A 19781-nucleotide genomic window follows, 5' to 3' on the forward strand; every position below is an offset into this window, starting at 1 on the left:
GCGGGCGGTCACCCCATCGCGAAGGGCACCCGGAACACCGTCGTCCGGTCGCTGTACTGCACCTCGACCCACCAGGAGGTCCAATCGAAGCCGGTCGCGTTCGGCCCGCTCAGCATCTGGCGGACCATCTGCTGCGCCTCGCGATAGGCGAGCCCGACATTGTTGCAGAACGAGCCTTCGAGATCCGAGATCCTCTCGTTCTCGGAACACACGTCGAAGAAGAAGCGCGCCATGTCTCCGCAAGCCCCCACGAGATCGAGTCGAGACCTTCCGTCTCGACGCCGGGGTGGTAGCAGCAACGGCGAAGGAGACTCATTAACATTTGCCGAGTCGCAGCGTATTCGACCGAACGTTCCACTGCTGCGAAACAGCATATCTCGGGATTATTGTGCGCAATCTCATCGCGTAAGACCGTATTCGGACATCCGTCTCGGACGAATACGATGTATGATCCATGTTGTTGCGAGCGCTGCGAATCGGGCCCGGGCGGCCGCGCGGTGCGGCCCGGCATCGGCGGTCGCCCGCCGCCGTGACCGGCCCGCATCGTCCGTGGCATGATGGCTGCCTCGCCGAGCTTGAGCCCCCGAGGGGGCTCTTGCGGGCCTCCTGCCGCGAAGGATCCGATGACGAACCCCGCGCCGCTCAACCGCTTCTCCGTCGCGCCGCTCGCCGTGATGACGCGCCGCCTCGCCGACGTCGCGGCGGGCCGCGCCGAGCCCGACCGCGTCATCACCGGCGCGCGGGTGCTCTCGACCTATTCCGAGCGGATCCTGCCCGACCGCGAGGTCTGGATCGCGGGCGGGCGCATCGCCGCCGTGAAGCCGGCGGGCAGCCACCGGGGCGGGGCGCCCCGCTACGACGCGCGGGGAGGCCTGATCGCGCCCGGCCTCGTCGACCCGCATCTCCACATCGAGAGCAGCATGGTCACGGCCTGCGCCTACGCCGAGGCCGCGCTCCTCAACGGCACCACGACGATCGTCTGCGACAGCCACGAGATCGGCAACGTCCTCGACGCCGAGGGCGTCGCCTGGATGCTGGAAGATGCCCGCGAGGCGCCGCTCAACATCTTCCTCACGGTGCCGAGCACGGTGCCGGCCACCAGCCCCGACATCGAGACGGCGGGCGGCGACCTGACGCCCGACAAGATCGCCGCCCTGTTCGACGCCTGGCCCGAGGCGCTGGCCCTCGGCGAGAAGATGGATTTCGTGGCGGTGGCCGAGGGCGATCCCCGCGCCCACGCCATCATCGCGGCGGCGCTCTCCCGCGGGCGCCCGGTCTCGGGCCACATCTACGGGCGGGATTTCGTCGCGCCCTACGCGGCCAGCGGCGTCACCGACACGCACGAGGCGATCGACCGCGACATCGCCGACGACCTTCTGGAGGCCGGCCTCTGGATCTTCCTGCGCGGCGGGCCGCCCGGGACGCCCTGGCACAGCCTGCCGCGGGCGATCGGCACCGTGACCGAGTACGGCGCCGCCTGGAAGCGGGTCTGCGCCTGCACCGACGACCGCGACGCCGACGACCTCCTCGCCTTCGGCCTCGACTGGGTGGTGCGCGAGGCCCATCGCCACGGCATCCCGAAGCCCGCCGCCTGGGCGATGGGCTCGCTCCACCCGGCGACGCGCTTCGGGCTCGACGGGGAGGTCGGCGGCCTCGGCGGCGGCCGGCGGGCCGACCTCGTCCTCCTCGACGACGACCTCGTCCCGCAGGCGACGTGGTACGGCGGCGAACTCGTGGTCGAGGATCGCCGCATCACGCCGCGTCTCGAGGCGGCGCTCGCCCGGCCCTACCGCTACCCGGCCGCCGCCTACGCGACCGTGCACCTGCCGGACCCGCTTCCCGGCCTCGTGCCCGCCCTGCCGGCCGGCCCCTGCGCCGTCAACGCCATCCGCACGACGCTGCCGGGGATCGAGCTCGTCCACGAGCGCGTTGCGCTCACCCCCGGCGCCGACTGGGCCGAGACGCTGCGGGCGCACGATCTCTGCCACGTCGCCGTGGTCGAGCGGCACGGGCTCGGGGCCCGCGTCGCGCACGGGCTCCTCAGGGCCTTCGGGCTGAGGCGGGGCGCGGTGGCGAGCAGCGTCGGCCACGACGCGCACAACCTCGTCGTGACCGGGCTCGACGAGGCCGACATGCGGGTCGCGGTGGAGGCGCTCGCCGCCGAGCAGGGCGGCGTCTGCGTGGTGGAGGACGGCAGCGTCGTCGCGATGGTGCCGCTGCCGGTCGCGGGCCTCCTCTCGGACAAGCGCGTCGGGCCGGTCGCGGCCGAGATGCGGGCGCTGAAGGAGGCCTGGGCGCGGGCCGGCTGCGCCATCCCCTACATGGGCTTCAACCTGATCCCGCTCTCGGTGATCCCGCAGATCCGCCTGACCGACAGGGGCCTCGTGCTGGTGCCGGAGATGCGGCAGGTGCCGCTGTTCGAGCCGTGAGCGAACAATCCCCGATGGACCCGACCTACCCGCGCGACCTGATCGGCTACGGCCGGCACCCCCCGCAGGCGCGCTGGCCGGGCGGCGCCCGCATCGCCCTGCAGATCGTCCTGAATTACGAGGAAGGGGGCGAGAACTGCATCCTGCACGGGGACGCGGCCTCGGAGGCCTTCCTCAGCGAGATCGTGGGCGCCGTACCCTGGCCGGGCGAGCGCCACATGAGCGTCGAGTCGATCTACGAATACGGCTCGCGCGCCGGCTTCTGGCGGCTCTGGCGGCTGTTCACGGCCCGCGCGATCCCGGTCACCGTCTTCGGCGTGGCGCAGGCGCTCGCCCGCAACCCGCAGGCCGTCGCCGCCATGCGCGAGGCGGATTGGGAGATCGCGAGCCACGGCCTCAAGTGGATCGACTACGCCCATCTCTCCCGCGAGGAGGAAGCGGAGCAGATGGACGCGGCGATCCGCCTGCACGCGGAGGCGACGGGCGAGGCTCCGCTCGGCTGGTACACGGGGCGCTTCTCGGTCCATACCCGCGACCTCGCGATGGAGCGGGGCTTCACCTATCTCGCCGATTCCTACGCGGACGACCTGCCCTACTGGATCCCCGGCCCCCGGGGGCCGGGCCTCGTCGTGCCCTACACGCTCGACGCCAACGACATGCGCTTCTCGGCGCCGCAGGGGTTCAATTCCGGCGACCAGTTCCTCGCCTACCTGCGCGACACGTTCGACGTGCTCTATGCGGAAGGCGCGGAGGTGCCCAAGATGATGTCGGTGGGGCTGCATGGCCGCCTCGTCGGGCGGCCGGGCCGGATGGCGGCGCTCATGCGCTTCCTCGACCACGTCGCGGCGCACGAGCAGGTCTGGATCGCCCGCCGCATCGACATCGCCCGCCACTGGATGACCCATCATCCGCCGCCCGGATGAGCGCGATCGCGCGGGCCGCCGTAGACGCGGCGGGTGACCGCGGAGACGGAGCCGGGGAAGCGCCCCGCGTCGGGCTTGGAGCAACGAGGACCGGATGACGGCAACGCGCCTCTGGATCAGGAACCCGCTGGCGATCCTCGCCGAGGGGGCGGGCGCCGGCCTCGTGGTGGAGGGAAGCCGCATCGCCGAATTGGTGCCCGCGGGCGGGCGCCCCTCGGCCGCCGTGGACGAGACCGTCGACGCCTCCCGCCACGTCGTGATCCCGGGCCTCGTCAACACCCACCACCACTTCTTCCAGACCCTGACCCGGGCGCATCCGGCCGCGATCAACAAGCCGCTGTTTCCCTGGCTGAAGGCTCTCTATCCCGTCTGGGACAAGCTGAACGAGGAGGCGTTCCGGCTGGCCACCCGGCTCGCCTACACCGAACTCCTGCTGTCGGGCTGCACCACGGCGGGCGACCACCACTATCTCTATCCGAAGGGGCTGGAGGCCGCGGTCGACATCCAGGTGGAGGAGGCCCGCGCGCTCGGCATCCGCGCCGTCGTCACCCGCGGCTCGATGAGCCTGCCCGAGAGCGAGGGCGGCCTGCCGCCGGACGCGCTGGTGCAGGACGACGACACGATCCTGGCCGACAGCGAGCGGGTGCTCCGCCTGTTCCACGATCCCCGCCCCGGCGCCATGGTGCAGATCGGGCTCGCCCCCTGCTCGCCCTTCAACGTGACGAAGCGCCTGATGCGCGAGAGCGCGCGGCTCGCCGACGTCCACGATTGCCGCCTGCACACCCATCTCGGCGAGACGCTGGACGAGGACGCCTATTGCCTGGAGGTGTTCGGGCAGCGCCCGGTCGACTACCTGGAGGAGGTCGGCTGGATGAACCCGCGGGTCTGGCTCGCCCACGGCATCCACTTCACCGATCCGGAGGTGGCGCGCCTCGGCCGGGCGGGGGTGGGCGTCTGCCACTGCCCGACCTCGAACATGACGCTGGCCTCCGGCCGCTGCCGCACCTGCGAGCTGGAGGCCGCGGGCAGCCCGGTGGGCCTCGGCGTCGACGGCTCGGCCTCGAACGACAATTCGAACCTGATCGAGGGCGTTCGCCACGCCTTGATGCTCAACCGCCTGACCTACGGGGCCGAGGCCGTCACTCATCTCGACGCCCTGCGCTGGGCCACGGACGGCTCGGCGCGCTGCCTCGGGCGCGCGGATATCGGCCGTATCGCACCGGGGCGCGAGGCGGATCTCGCCCTCTTCACCCTCGACGAATTGCGCTTCTCGGGCGCCCACGACCCGCTCGCCGCCCTCGTCCTCTGCGGCGCCCACCGGGCGGACCGGGTGATGGTGGCCGGGCGCTGGCGCGTCCTCGACGGGCAGCCCCTCGGCGTCGAGACGGGGCGCCTGCGCGAGGAGCATTCGCGCCTCGCCCGCACGCTGTTCGGGGGCTGACGGCAATCAGCGCAGGAGGTGCGGCGCTCCCGCTCCTGTTTGGGAGCGGGCGTGCGGTGCGCTTCGGTCATCGCACGGGGTCCCTCGCCAGCGCCCGCAGCGTCCGCAGCATCACCCGCGCGCCCGCCTCGATGTCCTCGAGGCTCGCGAACTCGGCCGGGTTGTGGCTGATGCCGCCGCGGCAGCGCACGAAGATCATCGCGATCGGGGCCAGGGCGGCCACCGCCATGCCGTCGTGGCCCGCCCCGCTCGGCAGGCGCAAAACCGCGTGGCCCTCGGCCGCGATCGCCGCCGCGACCGCCCGGGTGAGGCGCGGGTCGCAGGCGGCGGCGCCGGCCTCGTGGGTCCGCGCCACCGCGAGGTCGAGGCCGCGGCGTCCGGCGATGGCGCGCCAGGCGGCCTCGATGTCGGCGAGCGCGGCGAGCCGGCGCCCATCCTCCGGGGCGCGCAGGTCGAGGCTGAAGCGAGCCTCCCCCGGGATCACGTTGACGGCGCCGGGGCGCGCGGCGATCTCGCCCACCGTGCCGACGAGTTCGGCCTCCGCACGGCAGCGCGCCTCGACGGCGAGGACGCATTCGGCGGCGCCGGCGAGCGCGTCGCGCCGGCCCGCCATCGGCACGGTGCCGGCATGGCCCGCCTCGCCGCGAAGCGTGACGGCGAGGCGCGTCGCGCCGCTGATCGCGCTCACGACACCGACGGGCAGGCCCGCCCGCTCCAGCATCGGCCCCTGCTCGATATGCAGTTCGAGGTAGCCGAGGAGGTCGCCCGGCCGGCGCGCCGCCTCCCCGATCCGGCCCGGGTCGAGGCCGAACGCACGCAGCGCCTCGGCGAGGCTGATCCCGGCGGCGTCCGTGGCGGCGAGGAGCGCCGGGTCGAGGCGGCCGGCAAAGGCCCGGCTGCCGATCAGGGTCGAGCCGAAGCGCGTGCCCTCCTCGTCGGCGAAGGCGACGACCTCGACGGCGAAGGGCGGCCGTCCGTCTTCGGCGATCCACGCCGCGACGCAGGCGAGGGCCGTCAGCACCCCGAGCGGCCCGTCGTAGCGGCCGGCGTCCCGGACGGTGTCGAGGTGCGAGCCGATCACGAGGACCGGCCCTCCGGGCTCGCGCCCCTCGGCGCGGCCGATCAGGTTGCCGGCGGCATCGAGCCGCGCGCGCAGTCCCGCCTCCTGCATCCAGCCCGAGACGAGGGTGTTGGCGCGGGCCTGTTCGGGGCTGAGAGAGACGCGGGTGAGCGCGCCTTCGTCGGCGCTGATCAGGGCCAGCGCGTCGAGGCGGGCCTGGATGCCGGGAGCGAAGCGCAATCCGTCAGCTCCCCCGGTAGGTCTGGTAGCTCCAGGGGCTCGCCACCAGGGGCACGTGGTAATGCCCCTCCGGATCGGCCACGCCGAAGCGCAGCGTCACGACGTCGAGGAAGGGCGGCTCCGGCAGGGCGTGCCCGGCCGCGCGGTGATAGTCGCCGAGGCCGAAGCGGAGTTCGTAGGTCGCGATCGGCACCGGGCGCCCGCCGATCAGCGGCGCCTCGGTGCGCCCGTCGGCATTGGTGCGGGCGCGGGCGACGACGACCGATTCGGTGGCCGAGACGATCTCGGCCAGTTCCAGAAAGACGCCCGCCGCCGGGCGCCCGTTCGCGGTGTCGAGGACGTGGGTCGAGAGGCGCCCGGCCGTTCGGAGCGCCCCCTCCCCGCTCACCAGGGCACCGAGCCGGATCGCGGCGATGCGCAGCACCTCGGCCTCCGCGTTCCGGCGCTCGGCCTCGGGCGTGCCCGCGAGCCGCGCCTCGAAGCTCCGCAGGAGCGAGGCGCGCCCGTGGCGCTTGACGCAGACGATGAACGGGAAGCCGAAGCGCGCGCGATAGGCCGCGTTGAGTTCGGCAAAGCGCGCGTCTTCGGCCTCCGACAACCGGTCGAGGCCGGCCGCCGCCTGCTCGGCGATCGAGTCCGGGGCGATGCGGCCCGCGCGGGCGGCCCGCCCGGCGAGTTCGGGGTGGCCGCTCAGCAGGGCGAGGCGCCGCTCCTCGGGCGCGGCGGCGACGGCCTCGCGCATCGCCGCGAACAGCTCCTCGACGCGGCCGAAGGGCCGGCGCCCGGCGGCCTCCTCCGCGACCCAGGGCGCGTGCTCGAACACCGCGCCGAGCGCCGAGACGAACGCGGCGCGGGACGCCGCGTTCAGGGTGCCGAGATCCCAGCCCATCGCCCGCAACGCTCCTCCGGTGACGCGGCCTCCGAGCGTAGCAGACAATGGGCCAGGGTTGGGGCCAGGGTTGGGGCCAGGGTTGGGGCCAGGGTTGGGGCCAGGGTTGGGGCCAGGGTTGGGCCCAGGATGCGTCCGGGCCGGCGCGGCACGGGGCTTGCCGATCCGCCGCGCGGGACCCGACAATCGCCGCCGGAGGAACGACCATGCCCCTGACCGCCTCGCGCTACGGCAAGGCCCGCGTGCGGGTGATGCGCCTCGCCCGGGACGGCGACCACCACACGCCGCGCGAGCTCGACCTCACGGTGCTGATCCGGGGCGCGTTCGACGCCGCCTGGACGGAGGGGGACAACCGGGCCTGCATCGCCACCGACAGCCTGCGCAACATCGTCAACGTGACGGCGGCGCGGAACCTCTCGGCCGGCGCGGAGGCCTTCGCGGGGATCCTCGCCGGGCACCTCCTCGAGACCTACCCGCAGGTGGAGGAGGTGAGCCTCGAGGTGCGGGAGACGCGCTGGATCCGCCACGCCGTCGCGGGCGAGCCGCACGGCCACACCTTTATCCGCGACGGCAACGGCTTCGGCTATGCCGGGCTCGTGGCGGAGCGGGGTTCGCGCCGCCTTTCCTCGGGCCTGCGCGGCTTCACCTTCATGAAGACGACGGGCTCGGGTTGGGCCGGCTTCGTGGACGATCGGTACCGGACGCTGCCCGACACGACCGACCGCATCGCCGCCACCAGCATGGACGCCACTTGGACCTGGGCGCGCTCGCCCGCCGATTACGCGGCGGCGAACGCGGCCGTGCTCGCCCGCCTCCTGGAGGTGTTCGGCACCACCTACAGCGCCGGCCTCCAGGACAGCATGTACCGGATGGGCGAGGCGGCGCTCGCGGCCGTGCCGGAGATCGCCGAGATCCACTTCGCCCTGCCGAACAGGCACTACATCCCGCTCGACCTGAGCCCCTTCGGCCTCGCCAACCCAGGCACGGTCTTCCTGCCGACGGACGAGCCGCACGGCCAGATCGAGGCGACGATCGGCCGGGGCTGACGCGCCCTACTCGGCCGGGGCGAGGCTCTTCGCAGCGTCGCTCCGGGTCAGCGCGAGGAAGCCGAGGGCCGAGGCGAAGATCACGAGCCCGAACAGGGACGCCGTCCCGAGGACGAGGCCGAAGCCGCCGCGCTCGTGCATGAGCGCGATCATCGGCACCACGAAGCCCGCGGCGGTGAAGCCGAGGAAGTAGCGCACGCTGTAGGCCCGGGCCCGGTAGGCGGCCGGCACGTAGCGCGCGATCATCGCGTCGTTGATCACGACCTGCCCGTAGAGCGCCGCGATCGTCAGGACGAGCCCGATCAGGAGCGGGATGCCCGAACTCGCCGCCGCGAGACCGAGGCCGATCGGCTGCAGCACGGAGAGGCCGACGAACAGCACCGGCAGGGTGAAGCGGTCGACGAGGCGGCCCATGGCAAGCTGGGTCAGGGCGCCGAACACGAAGATCAGGGTCGCCACCGAGCCGATCAGCTCGAGCGGCATCCCCTCCGCGAGGCGCTCGTCGATCACTTTCGGCAGGGCGATGGTGGTGAGGTTGAAGGTGAGGCCGCCCGCCACGATCGCGATGCCGAACACGGCCAGCAGCGCGAGCGGCCGCGAGACCGCGATCACGCTCGCCCCGGCCCCTGCCCGGGCATGGCCCTCGCCGTCGCCGGGCACCAGGGCGACGAAGGCGATGCCGCAGACGAGGCAGATCGTGCCCGGCACGAGGAAGGCCGCCTGCCAGCCGAGATGGGCGGCGAGGAAGGCGGTGGCGCCCGAGGCGAGCGCCGCGCCGAAATTGCCCCAGACGCCGTTGACGCCGAGGTCGCGGCCGAGGCGGCGGGCATGGCTCACGAGCATCGTCGAGCCGACCGGATGGTAGATCGCCGAGGCGAGGCCGAGCACGCAGAGCCAGAGGGCGAAGGCGGTGGGGCTGCCCGCGCTCGCGACCCCGAAGCAGGACAGGCCGTAGCCGAAGAAGAAGATCGCCAGCATGGTGCGCCGTCCGTAACGGTCGGCCAGCCACCCCATCGGCAGCGAGCACAGGCCGAAGCCGACGAAGGCGCCGGTGGCGAGCCCGATCAGCTCGCCGTAGCTCAGCCCCGTCTGAGCCGCGATGGCGAGGACCGCGGTCGGGTAGATCAGCAGCACGTAATGGTCGAGGCCGTGCGCCACGTTCACGAAGCGCAGGATGCGGCGGGACAGGATGTCGGACTCCATCGGGGCGCCTTTCCTCTCTCGCCCCTGTCTACATGACCCGTTGGACGCTGTCGGGCCGAAGGTGTACGCAATCGGGCCAGGGAGGCTGGCGATGGATCCGACCCCGCCCGCGCGAGCCCGCTCGATCCGGGCCGAGGATTACCAGACGATTCCGCGACGCGTCGCCGTGATGCCGAAGCACTTCGCGGCGGGCAGCCGCACGGAGCGCCATTTTCACGCCCGCGCGCAGCTCCTCTACGCCACGACCGGCCTGATGATGGCGACCGCCGAGGACGGGACCTGGGTGGTGCCGCAGGGGCACGCCCTCTGGATCCCGCCCCGCCTGCCGCACGCGGTCGCCATGCACGGCGCGGTGGCGATGTGCTCGGCCTATCTCGACGCGGAGGCGGTGGCGGCCTTCCCGGGCCGGGCGCAGGTGATCGAGGTCTCGCCCCTCCTCGCCGCCGCCCTCGCCGCGCTCACGCACGAGCCCGTCCTCTACGACGAGGGGGGCCGCGGCGGCCACCTCGCCGCGCTCGTCCTCGACGAGATCGCGCGGGCGCCGGAGACGCCGCTGGCCCTGCCGCTGCCGCGCGACCCGCGGCTGCGCCGCGTCTGCCTCGGCCTGATCGACGATCCGGCCGCGGGCCTCGATCTGGACGCCTGGGCCGAGCGCGCCGGGCTCAGCCGGCGGACGCTGACGCGCGGCTTCCGCCGGGAGACGGGCCTCAGCTTCGACGCGTGGCGGGCGCGGGCCCGCGTCGCCCGGGCCCTGGCGCTCGCCGCGGACGGGCGCGGAATCCGGGCGATCGCCGCAGCGGTCGGCTATCGCAGCCTCCAGGCCCTGCGCGGCCGGATGGGGCGCCTGATGCCGGAGCGGGAGACGTCTCCTCTAGATGCGGGCAATGTACGCTCGGTGACGGGTCAGTCGTCGCCGCCGTTACCGACCCGTTCATCTCGGTCGATGTAGAAATGGGAAGCATCCTTCCCGAGGCGGCGCGATGATGAGTGACGAGCCCTCGAAGCGGGATCAGCAGGCCGCATCCCGCGTCGCGCTGCTGTTCACCCTGCTCGGCATCGCGATCGTGATCTACGCGCTCGTCCTGACGAACATGCACTGACCCGCGCCGCGTCTCGCCCCCTCAGGGGAAACGGCAGGAGCCGTAGCTGATGCTCACGTCGGTCCGGCTCTCGGGGTTCATCTGCGACTTCGCGAATTTCAGCTGCGAGTAGTCGATGGTGAGGAAGTAGATGCCGTTCTGGCACTTCATCGTGTTGCGCGGCCGGCCCTCGTTGAGGCGGGGGACGACCTTCTGGCACTCGTAGAACTCGGATTTGCCGGCCGAGATCAGGTTCATCGTGTCGCCGCCCGAGGTCAGGGAGAAGGAGCGCCGGTCGAGTTCCTCGGTCCGGGGCGCGTCGGGCTTTGCGGGCTCGCTCAGGCGGACGGAGACCTCCTCGGAGCAGATCAGCGCCCGGCGCGACTGCGCCAGGAGGGGCGACGCGCTCGCGACGAGCAGCGCGATCCCGATCACCATCCGCATGACGAGGCCCCCTGCCCGGCCGCCCGAAGACGCTGCCCCTGCGTCCGGTCCGGCCCGTCCTTTGTCGATCGCGCCCCGACCGAGTTCAAGAAGCGCGCCGGCCACACCTGCGCTATACCGCGTCCGTCCGCTATCGCACCGGCTTTGATGAGCGTTTTCGCGGCCTTTCTGCTCATGTGAGGCCCTTTGTGGCCGGTTCGAAGTCACCGGAATTTTCGGAATTGTACGAGGACCGGTCTCGACGCGAGCACGAGCGAAGAGAGCCGCCCGGGATCTGGTCGATCTGCAGGGAGCGATCGATTTAACCGGTTGATGACGGCTGCAGCCTAGATTGCTCTCCTGTTGAGGAGGGTAGCCGATCGTGCCCGTCTGGATTCCAGCTCTATCTCTCGGCGGGCTCGTCTGCCTGATGATCATCCCGGCGCCCGGATATTGGGGCGTGGCCATCGGCGGGCTGTGTCTGCTGATCATCGTCGTCTGGGCGCTGCTCTGGGCCCTCGACCGCATCCTGGCCCCGGTCCGGAACAGGCTCGCCCTCTGGCGGGATGCGCGCGCCCGCAAGAGGCGCCGGGCGATCCACGCGGGTTCGGGGATCGCGCGGAAGGCGTGATCCGGGTGCCGGAGGGCCTGGTGCCGGAGGGCCTTCGCGGAACCCGGGCCGACGCCTCGGCATAGGTCCGGGCGGAGCGCGGCGCTCCCGGAGGAGCATTCATGAAGGACGTCCCCATCGGCAGCACGGGCAGCTTCACCCTGCTCGTCGGGCCGCAGCACCTCGCGAGCCAGTTCAAGGACGCGATCCTGCCGCCGGTCTTCGCCACGCCGATGATGGTGCTCGCCATGGAGAACGCGGCCCTCAACGCGGTCCGCGCCTATCTCGAGCCCGGCGAGAGCGCCGTCGGGACCAAGGTCGAGGTCGAACACCTCGCGGCGACGCCCGCGGGCCACTGGGTTCGGGCCGAGGCCGAGGTCGTCGGCGTCGAGGGGCGCCGCCTCCGGTTCCGCGTCGCGGCCTACGACGAGGCCGAGCAAGTCGGCGCCGGAACGCACGAGCGCATGGTGGTCGACCTCGAGCGTCTCGAGAGCCGGCTTGCGAGCAAGCGGCTCGCCACCCCGGTCCTGCCGCCGACGCGTGAATGACGCGCCGCTCGAATCAACCCGCGGTTGCTCTGCTGGCGATCAGCTTGACAACCGCGCGATGCGCGCAGCGTCACGAGATCAGGAAGTTCCTCGCCTCTGGCGAGTAGCGGCGATAAGGATAAGCTGCCCTATATCGACGACGGCGCGCTTGCCGATAGTGTGCGGATTCCTGCAGATTTCTTGCGGCGCTCTCTTGATTCGCTTACCCTTCGGATGATTTATGCGCCAGAGGGGTACTAAGAACTATAGGATTGCACTCGTGGTGGATGAACCTCAGGCCCAGAATCTCGACTTCGTCGAACTCGCAGGCGACATCGTATCGGCCTACGTCTCGAACAATTCCCTGCCGGTGGCCGAACTGCCCGCGCTCATCGTCAGTGTTCACGCCGCGCTGAACGGGCTGGCCTCGGGAGGCGTCACCACCGCCGCGGAGACGGTCGAGAAGCCGACGCCGGCTCAGGTCCGCAAGTCGATCACGCCGGACGCGCTGATCTCGTTCATCGACGGCAAGCCCTACAAGACGCTCAAGCGCCATCTCTCGACCCACGGGCTCGACCCCTACAGCTACCGCCAGCGCTACGGCCTGCCCAACGACTACCCGATGGTGGCCGCCAGCTACGCCGCCCAGCGCTCGGAACTCGCCAAGTCCATCGGACTCGGCCGACCGGGTGGCCGCACCGAGGACGAGCCCAGCAAGGGCCGCCGCAGCCGCAAGGCGGCCTGAGCCGGAACTCGGGCGACGGCTCGGGATGGGGCCGGACCGGCGCGGAATCCGTGCCGCTCCCGGCTCGCCGCGGCGCCTGACGGGGCCGCCGCGAGAGCCGATCCGGACAATCCGAGCGGTTTGCTTCGTCGAACGGTGAGATCCGTCACGCAGGCTGCCGCATGCCCTGCGATCCCCTCAGCGCTCGAAATCTGGCCGGCGCCTGCGCCCTCGGCGGCCTCGTCGTGATGATGCTGGAGCCCGCGCCGAGCTGGAGCGCGGTCGCCACCGGCCTCCTCGCGCTCGCCGCGTTCGCAGTGCTTACCCTCGCGGGATCCCGGCGGCCGGCCGGGCTCGCCCCGCACCGACGCCGGATCAGCGTCGAGGTCGTCATCGAGGATCGGCCTGTGCCGGACCCACGCCTCGCGCCGCAACGGGAGCCGGGTCCCCCCGGCCCGGCCGACGCCATCGCGGCCCATCCCGCGATGCTCGCGGGTGTCCGGGCCCGGCGCGCCGCGCGATAGCGTCCGTCCAGTCCTCGCTCCGTGCTAGCGCCGCCGCTCGCTGCCGGCGCTCATGCGACCGGCGACGTCGTCGCTGGATCGCGAGGCCTGCCCGAAGATGAGCCACGCGATGCCGAAGCCGACGGCGCCGGCGATCAGCAGGCCCGTCGCGGTGGTGCCGTCGACCTCTCCCAGGGCGCGGCTGCCCTGCCTGTACGTGTCCGCGCCGCGCTCCGAGAGATCGTCCCAGGTCTCCGAGGCGCGGTCGCCGACCGTGCGGAGCGTCTCCTGCGCCTGCTGTGCCATGCCCGGGCCGCCGTCGGAGGGCCGGCCCGCGTCCGAGCCGGTCTGCCCCGACGACCGCCCGAGAGGATCGTGTGCGTGAAGGTCTGCCACGGTGTCGCCTCCCGTCTCTGCCCGGCCCCCGAGGAGCCGGGACGCCTCTGCCGGTCCGGCCGCGCCGGCCGGACCCTCTCGCCCCAGCCGGCCGGCCCTCAGGCTGGCGTGCCCTTGCGGCTCGTCATCTGGCTGCGATCGGTCGGCTGGTCGTTCCCGATCGCCGGATCGCCGCGCGGCCCGGTGCTCGGAATCGTGCCGCTCTGGACCGACTTGTCCGCGGCGCCGCCGAGATCGAAGCCCGGCCGATCCGCGCCGCCCGCCGGCGCACCGGCGGCCTTCGGGTCCGGCCGCTCGCTCGGCACCTTGGGCTCGATGCCCGGATCCTCTGCCTCTGACATCGCGCTGCGCCTCTTCCCTGGGACCTGTCCCGGAGCTTCGCCGGAGCTTCGTCTGCCTACCTGAATCCCGAACTCCAGGTTGTGGTTCGATGTTCCGATCGGTGGCGGGCCGCGCCGGGAGGGCGCTCGAACATTCCTTCGCCGCGGCCGAGGCCGCATCGTGGCCCGCTCCCCGCAGCAGGCTCGCGAGGCCGGCCATCATCTCGTCGCAGAGGGAGCGTTCGACGATCTCCCATCCGCCCGCCTCGATCGGACAGGCCGGACCCTCGCCCCACCCAAGCGCCGAGGGCGCGCGCGGTTCGGCCGGCCGAACCCCAGGCCCGCGAAGCGATTGTCGGAGGGGAGCCGGCGCGGGGCGCCGCAGGAGGAGCGTGATGACAGGTACAGGCCCGGCATTGGGAGACGCGCCGCCCTCGGGCTGGAAAGCCGCCGACATCCCGCCCCAGACCGGGCGGACCGCCATCATCACCGGTGCCACGAGCGGGATCGGCTTCGAGACGGCCCTGGCGCTCGCGGGGGCCGGCGCCCGGGTCGTGCTCGCGGCGCGCGACCCGGACAAGGCGGCCCGCGCCGTGGCCGCGATCCGGCGCGCCCGTCCCGGATCCCGGCCGGAGGCCCGGCCGCTCGACACGGGTAGCCTCGCCTCGGTGAACGCCTTCGCCGCCGGCTGGAGGGCCGAAGAGCAAGCCCTCGACCTGCTCGTGCTCAATGCCGGCATCGCCTCGGTGCCCCGGCGCGAGGAGACGGAGGACGGGTTCGAGCGGCAGCTCGGCACGAACTATCTCGGCCACTTCGCCCTCGCCGGGCTTCTCCTGCCGTCCCTGAGGCCGGACCCGGCCTCCCGGGTCGTCTTGGTGGCGAGCATCGCCCACCGATCCGGCCTGATCCACTTCGACGACCTGCAACTGCGCCGGACCTACGGCGCCCAGGTCGCCTACCGGCAGACGAAGCTCGCTCTCCTGATCTTCGCCCTCGAACTCGACCGCCGCCTGCGGGCCGCGGGCTCGCCGATCCGCTCGATCCCCGTCCATCCCGGGCTGGCGCGGACGGACATCACCCGGCGCGGCGATCGGGCCGGCCCCCTCGCGCGGCTCGCGGGCCGCGCGATCTTCGCCGCGATCGGCCAGTCCGCCGCCCGGGGCGCCCTGCCCCTCCTCTACGCGGCGGCGGCGCCGGCGGCGCAGGGCGGCACCTATTACGGCCCGAGCGGTTTCCGGGAGTTCCGGGGCGGCCCGGCCATCGCCGAGGTCGAGCCGCACGCGCGCGACGGGGCGGTCGCGCGCCGCCTCTGGGCGATCTCGGAAGACCTGACGGCCGTCCGCATCCCGCTCGCGCCGGCGCCCCTCCCGCCGGGGTGAGGCGCGGCCTCGCCGGGGGCGCCTACACGATCCGGATCGACAGGTCCGGCAGACCCTCGATCTGTCCCCGCAGCACGTCGCCCCGCACCACCGGGCCGACATTCTCCGGCGTGCCGGAGTAGATGATGTCGCCGGCCTTCAGCTCGAAGGCGGCGGAGAGGTTCGCGATCTGCTCGGCCACCGACCAGATCATGTCCGAGAGATCCGCCTCCTGGCGCACGGCATCGTTCACCGAGAGCCGGATGCGGCCCCTGGTCGGGTGGCCGCCCGAGGCGACGGGCACGATCGGCGTGATCGGCGCGGAATGGTCGAAGCTCTTGCCGATCTCCCAGGGCTTCTTCTGGTCGCCCATGCCCCGCTGAAGGTCTCGGCGGGTCATGTCGAGGCCGGTGGCGTAGCCGTAGACGTGGTCGAGCGCGCGCTCCTTCGGGATGTCGCGGCCGCCGGATCTCAGCACGGCGACGAGCTCGATCTCGTGGTGGTAGTTCTTGGTCAGCGTCGGGTACGGGTGCTCGCCGACCTCCCCCTGCCCGACGACCTGGATCGCGTCGGAGGGCTTCTGGAAGAAGAAGGGCGGCTCGCGGGCCGGGTCCGAGCCCATCTCGCGGGCATGCGCCGCGTAGTTGCGGCCGATGCAGTAGATCCGCCGGACCGGGAAGAGCGTGTCCTGGCCGATGACCGGGATGGTCGCCTGCGCGAGGGGGAACAGGGCCTCGCCCGCCCCCGCCCCCGCCGCCAAGGCGGGACGGGCGAGTGCGCCGGCAGCGAGGCCGCTGGCCGCGCCGAGGGCGGTGCCGAAGGCGTTGCGACGGGTGAAGCTGGACATCTGAGGACAATTCTCGGGCGGCGGTTCCGGGGGCGGGCACGCTATGCCAGGCCGGGCTGGCATGCCAGGGGCCGCGGGCTGGCCGTGCCGCTGCGCGGGCCCGCCCCGGGCGGAGATCCAACGTCACCTAGCCTGCGACAAACTGACCGATGTCCGGCGGCTCGGGGGGCCGGTGCCGCGCCGGAACCTCGGGCGTCGCCGGTGTTGTCTTTTCAAGGCGGTTCACCGCCGGTCCGACGAGGAGGTACGCATGACCGAGGGACATCAGCCGCGGCTCGACCCGATCCTGGAAGGCGCCCATGCCCGGGCGATCGGACGGCCGAAGGACGCCTGCCCCTACCCTGCGGGCTCGTCGGAGCGGCGGGCTTGGTTCGAGGGCTATGACGGCGCGCCCGCCGACGACGGCCCCGACCTGCCGATGGATGCCGGCCGGTGAGCCTCGGCGCCGGCGGAGCCCGACCAATGGCTGACGGAAAGCGGGCCGCCCGAGGGCGGCCCGAAGTCGAGGGAGGAAACGCCCGTCAGTGACGGGTGCGGCGCCCGCATGGCGAATGCCGGGTGCCGTACGCGACCAACCGGCCCTGCGGGCCGGGGTTCCTGGAAATGATTTGTGCCGGCCGCGGGTGCGGGCGGGACGTCTGCCCCGACGGCGCGGCGGCCTGTTGACGATCCGTTAAGGGATGCGGCCCGAGACTGGCGCCGTCGCTGCGGCCTCCCGATCCGGAGGCCGAACGGCAAGCGGGCCGCGCAGCTCCGGTGATCCCACCGAACTGGCGGCCCGATGTCGTTCGGGGACCGCCCGCTCAGCCGCGCCGGCTCAGGGCCGGGCAGCTCGCCGCGAAGGGGCCGAGCACGACGTCTCCCTGACGCGGGTTGTTGACCGTGAACGGGCTCGTTCCCTGCGTGCCGAAGAAGCCGCGGCCGAGCGCGGCGACGAAAAACTGCGTGCCGAACTCGACGTAGCAGCGGTCGAGGAGCGCCTGATAGGTGAATTGCGTGCGGGCGACGGGCTCGGCCCCTCCCCCGTAGGCCGAGCACTGGACGCTGAGATCGAGCGTGCCCGGCCGCGAGAGCCGCACGGGCGCCGAGGAGCCGGGCCGCAGGCTGATCGGCGGCCCGCCATCCTGGCTGACGACCAGCACATAGGCGGAGCGGTTGTAGATCCGCCGGGTGCAATCGGCCGAGGCGGCGCTCGCCCACCCGACGAGAACGGCCGCGGCGACGAGCGCTGAACGGAACTTCGTGTGCTGGCGCATGCCCATCCCTCTCCCTCGGCCGGCGGCGGACGCGACGTGCCGGGCCGTGATCCTGCTTGCGATCTAGGGCGCAACCCCTGCGTTCGAAGAGGCGCCGCCGTACGACGATTCCGGCGGCAACGCGGCGTGGGCCGCGCGACGGCTCGCCGGGTGCGCGCAGGCCCGCCGGCCATCGGCGTGCTGCCTCGAACGCCGCCACGCGCGGAGGGCGGGCAAGTGGCGGAGGGCAGGCAAGTCGCGGAGGGCAGGCAAGTAATTGCTATCTCGGATCGGCCGCCCGGTCCCTAATCCGTCGGCCACGACAGGCCCATGACGGATGCCGATCCATGACCCCTCCCGCCGAGCCGCCCTTCGACCCGGACGCCGTGCCGGCCGAGATCGTGCTCGCGCCCGGCGGCCGGGCGCTGCGCCTCGCTTGGCGGGACGGCGCGTCCGGGATGCTGAGCGCGGAGGCCTTGCGCCTCGGCTGCCGCTGCGCGTGGTGCACGCGGGACCGGGTCCAGGGCCGGTTCCCGGCCTCCTTCGAGGCGGCCGCGGTGACGCGCATCGACCCGATCGGCGGCTACGCCGTCCATCTCGGTTTCTCCGACGGACACGCGCGCGGCATCTATCCCTGGCCCTACCTGCGCGATCTCGCCCGCGGGAGCGCCGGCCCCGCGACCGCTGCGGCCGCCTGAGCCCGGCGATCCGCCTCCCAGTCCCGCGCGGTCGCCCGCGCCCACCCCATCAGGGCCAGAATGAGCGCTCCTCAACCCAAGACCGAGATCATCGAGACCGACATCCTCGTGATCGGCGGCGGCACCGGCGGCCCGATGGCCGCGATCAAGGCCAAGGAGGCCGATCCGAGCCTGCGCGTCGTCCTCATGGAGAAGGCGAACGTGAAGCGCTCCGGCGCGATCAGCATGGGCATGGATGGGCTCAACAACGCCGTCGTGCCGGGCTACGCGACGCCCGAGCAGTACGTGAAGGAGATCACGGTCGCCAATGACGGCATCGTCAACCAGAAGCCGGTGATGGCCTACGCGCAGGGCTCCTTCCCGATGATCCAGTACCTCGACAGGCTCGGGGTCAAGTTCGAGAAGGACGGCTCCGGCGAATACACCATGCGCAAGGTCCACCACATGGGGACCTACGTGCTGCCGATGCCCGAGGGGCACAACGTCAAGAAGGTGCTCTACCGGCAGCTCCGCCGCCTGCAGGTCGGCGTGACGAACCGCTACATGGCGACCCGGCTGCTGAAGGGACCGGACGGGCGCATCGCGGGGGCGGTCGGCGTCAACACCCGCACCTCCGAGTTCCTCGTCGTGAAGGCCAAGGCCGTGGTGCTCGCCTGCGGCGCCGCCGGGCGCCTCGGCCTGCCGGCCTCCGGCTACCTGTTCGGCACCTACGAGAACGCGGCCAATTGCGGCGACGGCTATGCCATGGCCTACCACGCGGGCGCCCAGCTCGCGAACCTCGAATGCTACCAGATCAACCCCTTGATCAAGGACTATAACGGCCCCTCCTGCGCCTACGTGACGGGGCCCTTCGGAGGCTTCACCGCCAACAACAAGGGCGAGCGCTTCATCGAGTGCGACTACTGGTCGGGCCAGATGATGCTGGAATTCTGGCGCGAATTGCAGAGCGGCAACGGGCCGGTCTTCCTCAAGATGGATCATCTGCGCGAGGAGACGATCTCCGAGATCGAGACCATCCTGCACACCAACGAGCGGCCCTCCCGCGGGCGCTTCCACGAGCGCCGCGGCAACGATTACCGCCGGCGGCCGGTCGAGATGCACATCTCGGAGATCGGCTTCTGCTCCGGCCACTCGGCCTCCGGCGTCTGGGTCGACGAGCATGCCCGCACCACAGTGCCCGGCCTCTACGCGGTCGGCGACATGGCGAGCGTGCCGCACAATTACATGCTCGGCGCCTTCGTGAACGGCGGCATCGCGGGCGCGGACGCGGCCGCCTATTGCGCGGGCACGAGCCTGGCCTCGTACGACGCGGGCGACCTCGTCGCCGAGCAGGAGCGGGTTCTGGCCCCGACGCGGCGCGAGGACGGGCTCACCCCCCACGAGATGGAGTTCAAGACCCGCCGCCTCGTCAACGATTACCTGGAGCCGCCGAAGGTGACGGCCAAGATGAGGCTCGGCCAGCGCCGCTTCGCGGAGATCCGCGAGGATCTCGGCCTCCTCTGCGCCCGCGATCCCCACGAACTGCTCCGGGCGCTCGAGATGCAGTCGATCCTCGACTGCGCCGACATGGCGGCCGCCGCCTCCCTCTACCGCACCGAGAGCCGCTGGGGCTTCTACCATCTCCGCGTCGATCATCCGGAGACGAACGACGCCGAGTGGGCCTGCCACACGGTGCTCTTCAAGGACGAGGCCGGCCGCATGGCCCACGCCAAGCGCGCGGTCGACCCCTTCATCGTGCCCGTCGCGGCCGAGGAGATGAACGCCTACCACCAGCTCCGCATCAGGATTCCGGCCGCCGCCGAGTGATCGTCACCCGTATTCCGGAGACTT

General features: G+C 72.3%; 21 protein-coding genes and 1 pseudogene. 13 read left to right on the forward strand and 9 right to left on the reverse strand.

Features of this window, described 5'->3' with window-relative positions; translation table 11 throughout:
* Positions 1-8: 8 nt before the first annotated feature.
* Positions 9-233 carry a DUF6894 family protein gene (locus tag J2X36_RS03405; RefSeq protein ID WP_310346181.1) on the reverse strand — a complete coding sequence of 75 codons (225 nt, stop codon included), beginning with the start codon at positions 231-233 and terminating at the stop codon, positions 9-11.
* A gap of 390 nt (positions 234-623) precedes the next feature.
* On the opposite strand from J2X36_RS03405, the gene J2X36_RS03410 reads away from it, so the two are divergent.
* From J2X36_RS03410 to J2X36_RS03420, 3 genes and pseudogenes are all read left to right on the forward strand, one after another.
* Complete coding sequence (locus J2X36_RS03410; protein WP_310346183.1) at positions 624-2429, forward strand: adenine deaminase C-terminal domain-containing protein; 1806 nt, start codon at positions 624-626, stop codon at positions 2427-2429.
* A gap of 14 nt (positions 2430-2443) precedes the next feature.
* Positions 2444-3340, forward strand: a pseudogene (gene puuE / locus J2X36_RS03415) (allantoinase PuuE); the annotation flags it as partial.
* A gap of 106 nt (positions 3341-3446) precedes the next feature.
* Positions 3447-4793, forward strand: a complete 1347-nt coding sequence (locus J2X36_RS03420) for an 8-oxoguanine deaminase (RefSeq protein WP_310346186.1) — start codon at positions 3447-3449, stop codon at positions 4791-4793.
* Positions 4794-4860: 67 nt separating this feature from the next.
* Here the strand turns inward: J2X36_RS03420 and J2X36_RS03425 are convergent, their stop codons facing one another.
* Positions 4861-6093 carry an allantoate amidohydrolase gene (locus J2X36_RS03425; protein ID WP_310346188.1) on the reverse strand — a complete coding sequence of 411 codons (1233 nt, stop codon included), beginning with the start codon at positions 6091-6093 and terminating at the stop codon, positions 4861-4863.
* A 4-nt stretch (positions 6094-6097) separates the two neighbouring features.
* The gene (gene uraD, locus J2X36_RS03430) at positions 6098-6982 is read right to left on the reverse strand and encodes a 2-oxo-4-hydroxy-4-carboxy-5-ureidoimidazoline decarboxylase (RefSeq protein WP_310346190.1); all 885 of its coding nucleotides are present in this window, start codon (positions 6980-6982) and stop codon (positions 6098-6100) included.
* 206 nt (positions 6983-7188) lie between these two features.
* Between uraD and pucL the strand changes: the two genes are divergently transcribed.
* Positions 7189-8028, forward strand: a complete 840-nt coding sequence (gene pucL / locus J2X36_RS03435) for a factor-independent urate hydroxylase (protein ID WP_310346192.1) — start codon at positions 7189-7191, stop codon at positions 8026-8028.
* A gap of 6 nt (positions 8029-8034) precedes the next feature.
* On the opposite strand, the gene J2X36_RS03440 is transcribed toward pucL, so the two are convergent.
* Positions 8035-9231, reverse strand: coding sequence for an MFS transporter (locus J2X36_RS03440; RefSeq protein WP_132255979.1), 1197 nt, complete (start codon positions 9229-9231; stop codon positions 8035-8037).
* 91 nt (positions 9232-9322) lie between these two features.
* On the opposite strand from J2X36_RS03440, the gene J2X36_RS03445 reads away from it, so the two are divergent.
* Positions 9323-10180, forward strand: a complete 858-nt coding sequence (locus J2X36_RS03445) for a helix-turn-helix transcriptional regulator (protein ID WP_310346199.1) — start codon at positions 9323-9325, stop codon at positions 10178-10180.
* A 172-nt stretch (positions 10181-10352) separates the two neighbouring features.
* On the opposite strand, the gene J2X36_RS03450 is transcribed toward J2X36_RS03445, so the two are convergent.
* Positions 10353-10754 (reverse strand): hypothetical protein, encoded by a 402-nt coding sequence (locus tag J2X36_RS03450; protein ID WP_310346202.1) that lies wholly within the window; start codon positions 10752-10754, stop codon positions 10353-10355.
* Between the two features lie 361 nt (positions 10755-11115).
* Here J2X36_RS03450 and J2X36_RS03455 point away from each other — a divergent pair, with 361 nt between their 5' ends.
* From J2X36_RS03455 to J2X36_RS03470, 4 genes are all read left to right on the forward strand, one after another.
* Positions 11116-11364, forward strand: coding sequence for a hypothetical protein (locus J2X36_RS03455; protein WP_310346204.1), 249 nt, complete (start codon positions 11116-11118; stop codon positions 11362-11364).
* A gap of 101 nt (positions 11365-11465) precedes the next feature.
* Positions 11466-11891, forward strand: a complete 426-nt coding sequence (locus J2X36_RS03460; protein WP_310346206.1) for a thioesterase family protein — start codon at positions 11466-11468, stop codon at positions 11889-11891.
* Positions 11892-12150: 259 nt separating this feature from the next.
* A complete protein-coding gene (locus tag J2X36_RS03465; protein ID WP_310346208.1) occupies positions 12151-12615 on the forward strand; it encodes a MucR family transcriptional regulator in 465 nt (154 codons plus the stop codon).
* A gap of 161 nt (positions 12616-12776) precedes the next feature.
* A complete protein-coding gene (locus J2X36_RS03470; RefSeq protein ID WP_310346211.1) occupies positions 12777-13118 on the forward strand; it encodes a hypothetical protein in 342 nt (113 codons plus the stop codon).
* 24 nt (positions 13119-13142) lie between these two features.
* Here the strand turns inward: J2X36_RS03470 and J2X36_RS03475 are convergent, their stop codons facing one another.
* Together J2X36_RS03475 and J2X36_RS03480 are read right to left on the reverse strand one after the other, a co-directional pair.
* Positions 13143-13493 carry a hypothetical protein gene (locus J2X36_RS03475; protein WP_310346213.1) on the reverse strand — a complete coding sequence of 117 codons (351 nt, stop codon included), beginning with the start codon at positions 13491-13493 and terminating at the stop codon, positions 13143-13145.
* 98 nt (positions 13494-13591) lie between these two features.
* Complete coding sequence (locus J2X36_RS03480; RefSeq protein ID WP_132255965.1) at positions 13592-13834, reverse strand: hypothetical protein; 243 nt, start codon at positions 13832-13834, stop codon at positions 13592-13594.
* A gap of 374 nt (positions 13835-14208) precedes the next feature.
* Here J2X36_RS03480 and J2X36_RS03485 point away from each other — a divergent pair, with 374 nt between their 5' ends.
* Positions 14209-15192, forward strand: coding sequence for an oxidoreductase (locus J2X36_RS03485; protein WP_310346216.1), 984 nt, complete (start codon positions 14209-14211; stop codon positions 15190-15192).
* A gap of 22 nt (positions 15193-15214) precedes the next feature.
* On the opposite strand, the gene J2X36_RS03490 is transcribed toward J2X36_RS03485, so the two are convergent.
* Positions 15215-16018 carry a fumarylacetoacetate hydrolase family protein gene (locus tag J2X36_RS03490; RefSeq protein WP_310346218.1) on the reverse strand — a complete coding sequence of 268 codons (804 nt, stop codon included), beginning with the start codon at positions 16016-16018 and terminating at the stop codon, positions 15215-15217.
* A gap of 250 nt (positions 16019-16268) precedes the next feature.
* Here J2X36_RS03490 and J2X36_RS03495 point away from each other — a divergent pair, with 250 nt between their 5' ends.
* Positions 16269-16454 carry an Rmf/CrpP family protein gene (locus J2X36_RS03495; protein ID WP_310346221.1) on the forward strand — a complete coding sequence of 62 codons (186 nt, stop codon included), beginning with the start codon at positions 16269-16271 and terminating at the stop codon, positions 16452-16454.
* 367 nt (positions 16455-16821) lie between these two features.
* Here the strand turns inward: J2X36_RS03495 and J2X36_RS03500 are convergent, their stop codons facing one another.
* Positions 16822-17274, reverse strand: coding sequence for a hypothetical protein (locus tag J2X36_RS03500; protein WP_132255961.1), 453 nt, complete (start codon positions 17272-17274; stop codon positions 16822-16824).
* Between the two features lie 326 nt (positions 17275-17600).
* Between J2X36_RS03500 and J2X36_RS03505 the strand changes: the two genes are divergently transcribed.
* Positions 17601-17951: a DUF971 domain-containing protein gene (locus J2X36_RS03505; protein ID WP_132255960.1), complete on the forward strand. Its 351-nt coding sequence runs from the start codon at positions 17601-17603 to the stop codon at positions 17949-17951.
* Between the two features lie 60 nt (positions 17952-18011).
* On the forward strand, positions 18012-19757 hold the full coding sequence (locus J2X36_RS03510; protein ID WP_310346225.1) for a fumarate reductase/succinate dehydrogenase flavoprotein subunit: 1746 nt from the start codon (positions 18012-18014) through the stop codon (positions 19755-19757).
* Positions 19758-19781: the final 24 nt, after the last annotated feature.

It is taken from the genome of Methylobacterium sp. BE186, from assembly GCF_031457035.1.
Classification (GTDB): Bacteria; Pseudomonadota; Alphaproteobacteria; order Rhizobiales; family Beijerinckiaceae; genus Methylobacterium; species Methylobacterium segetis.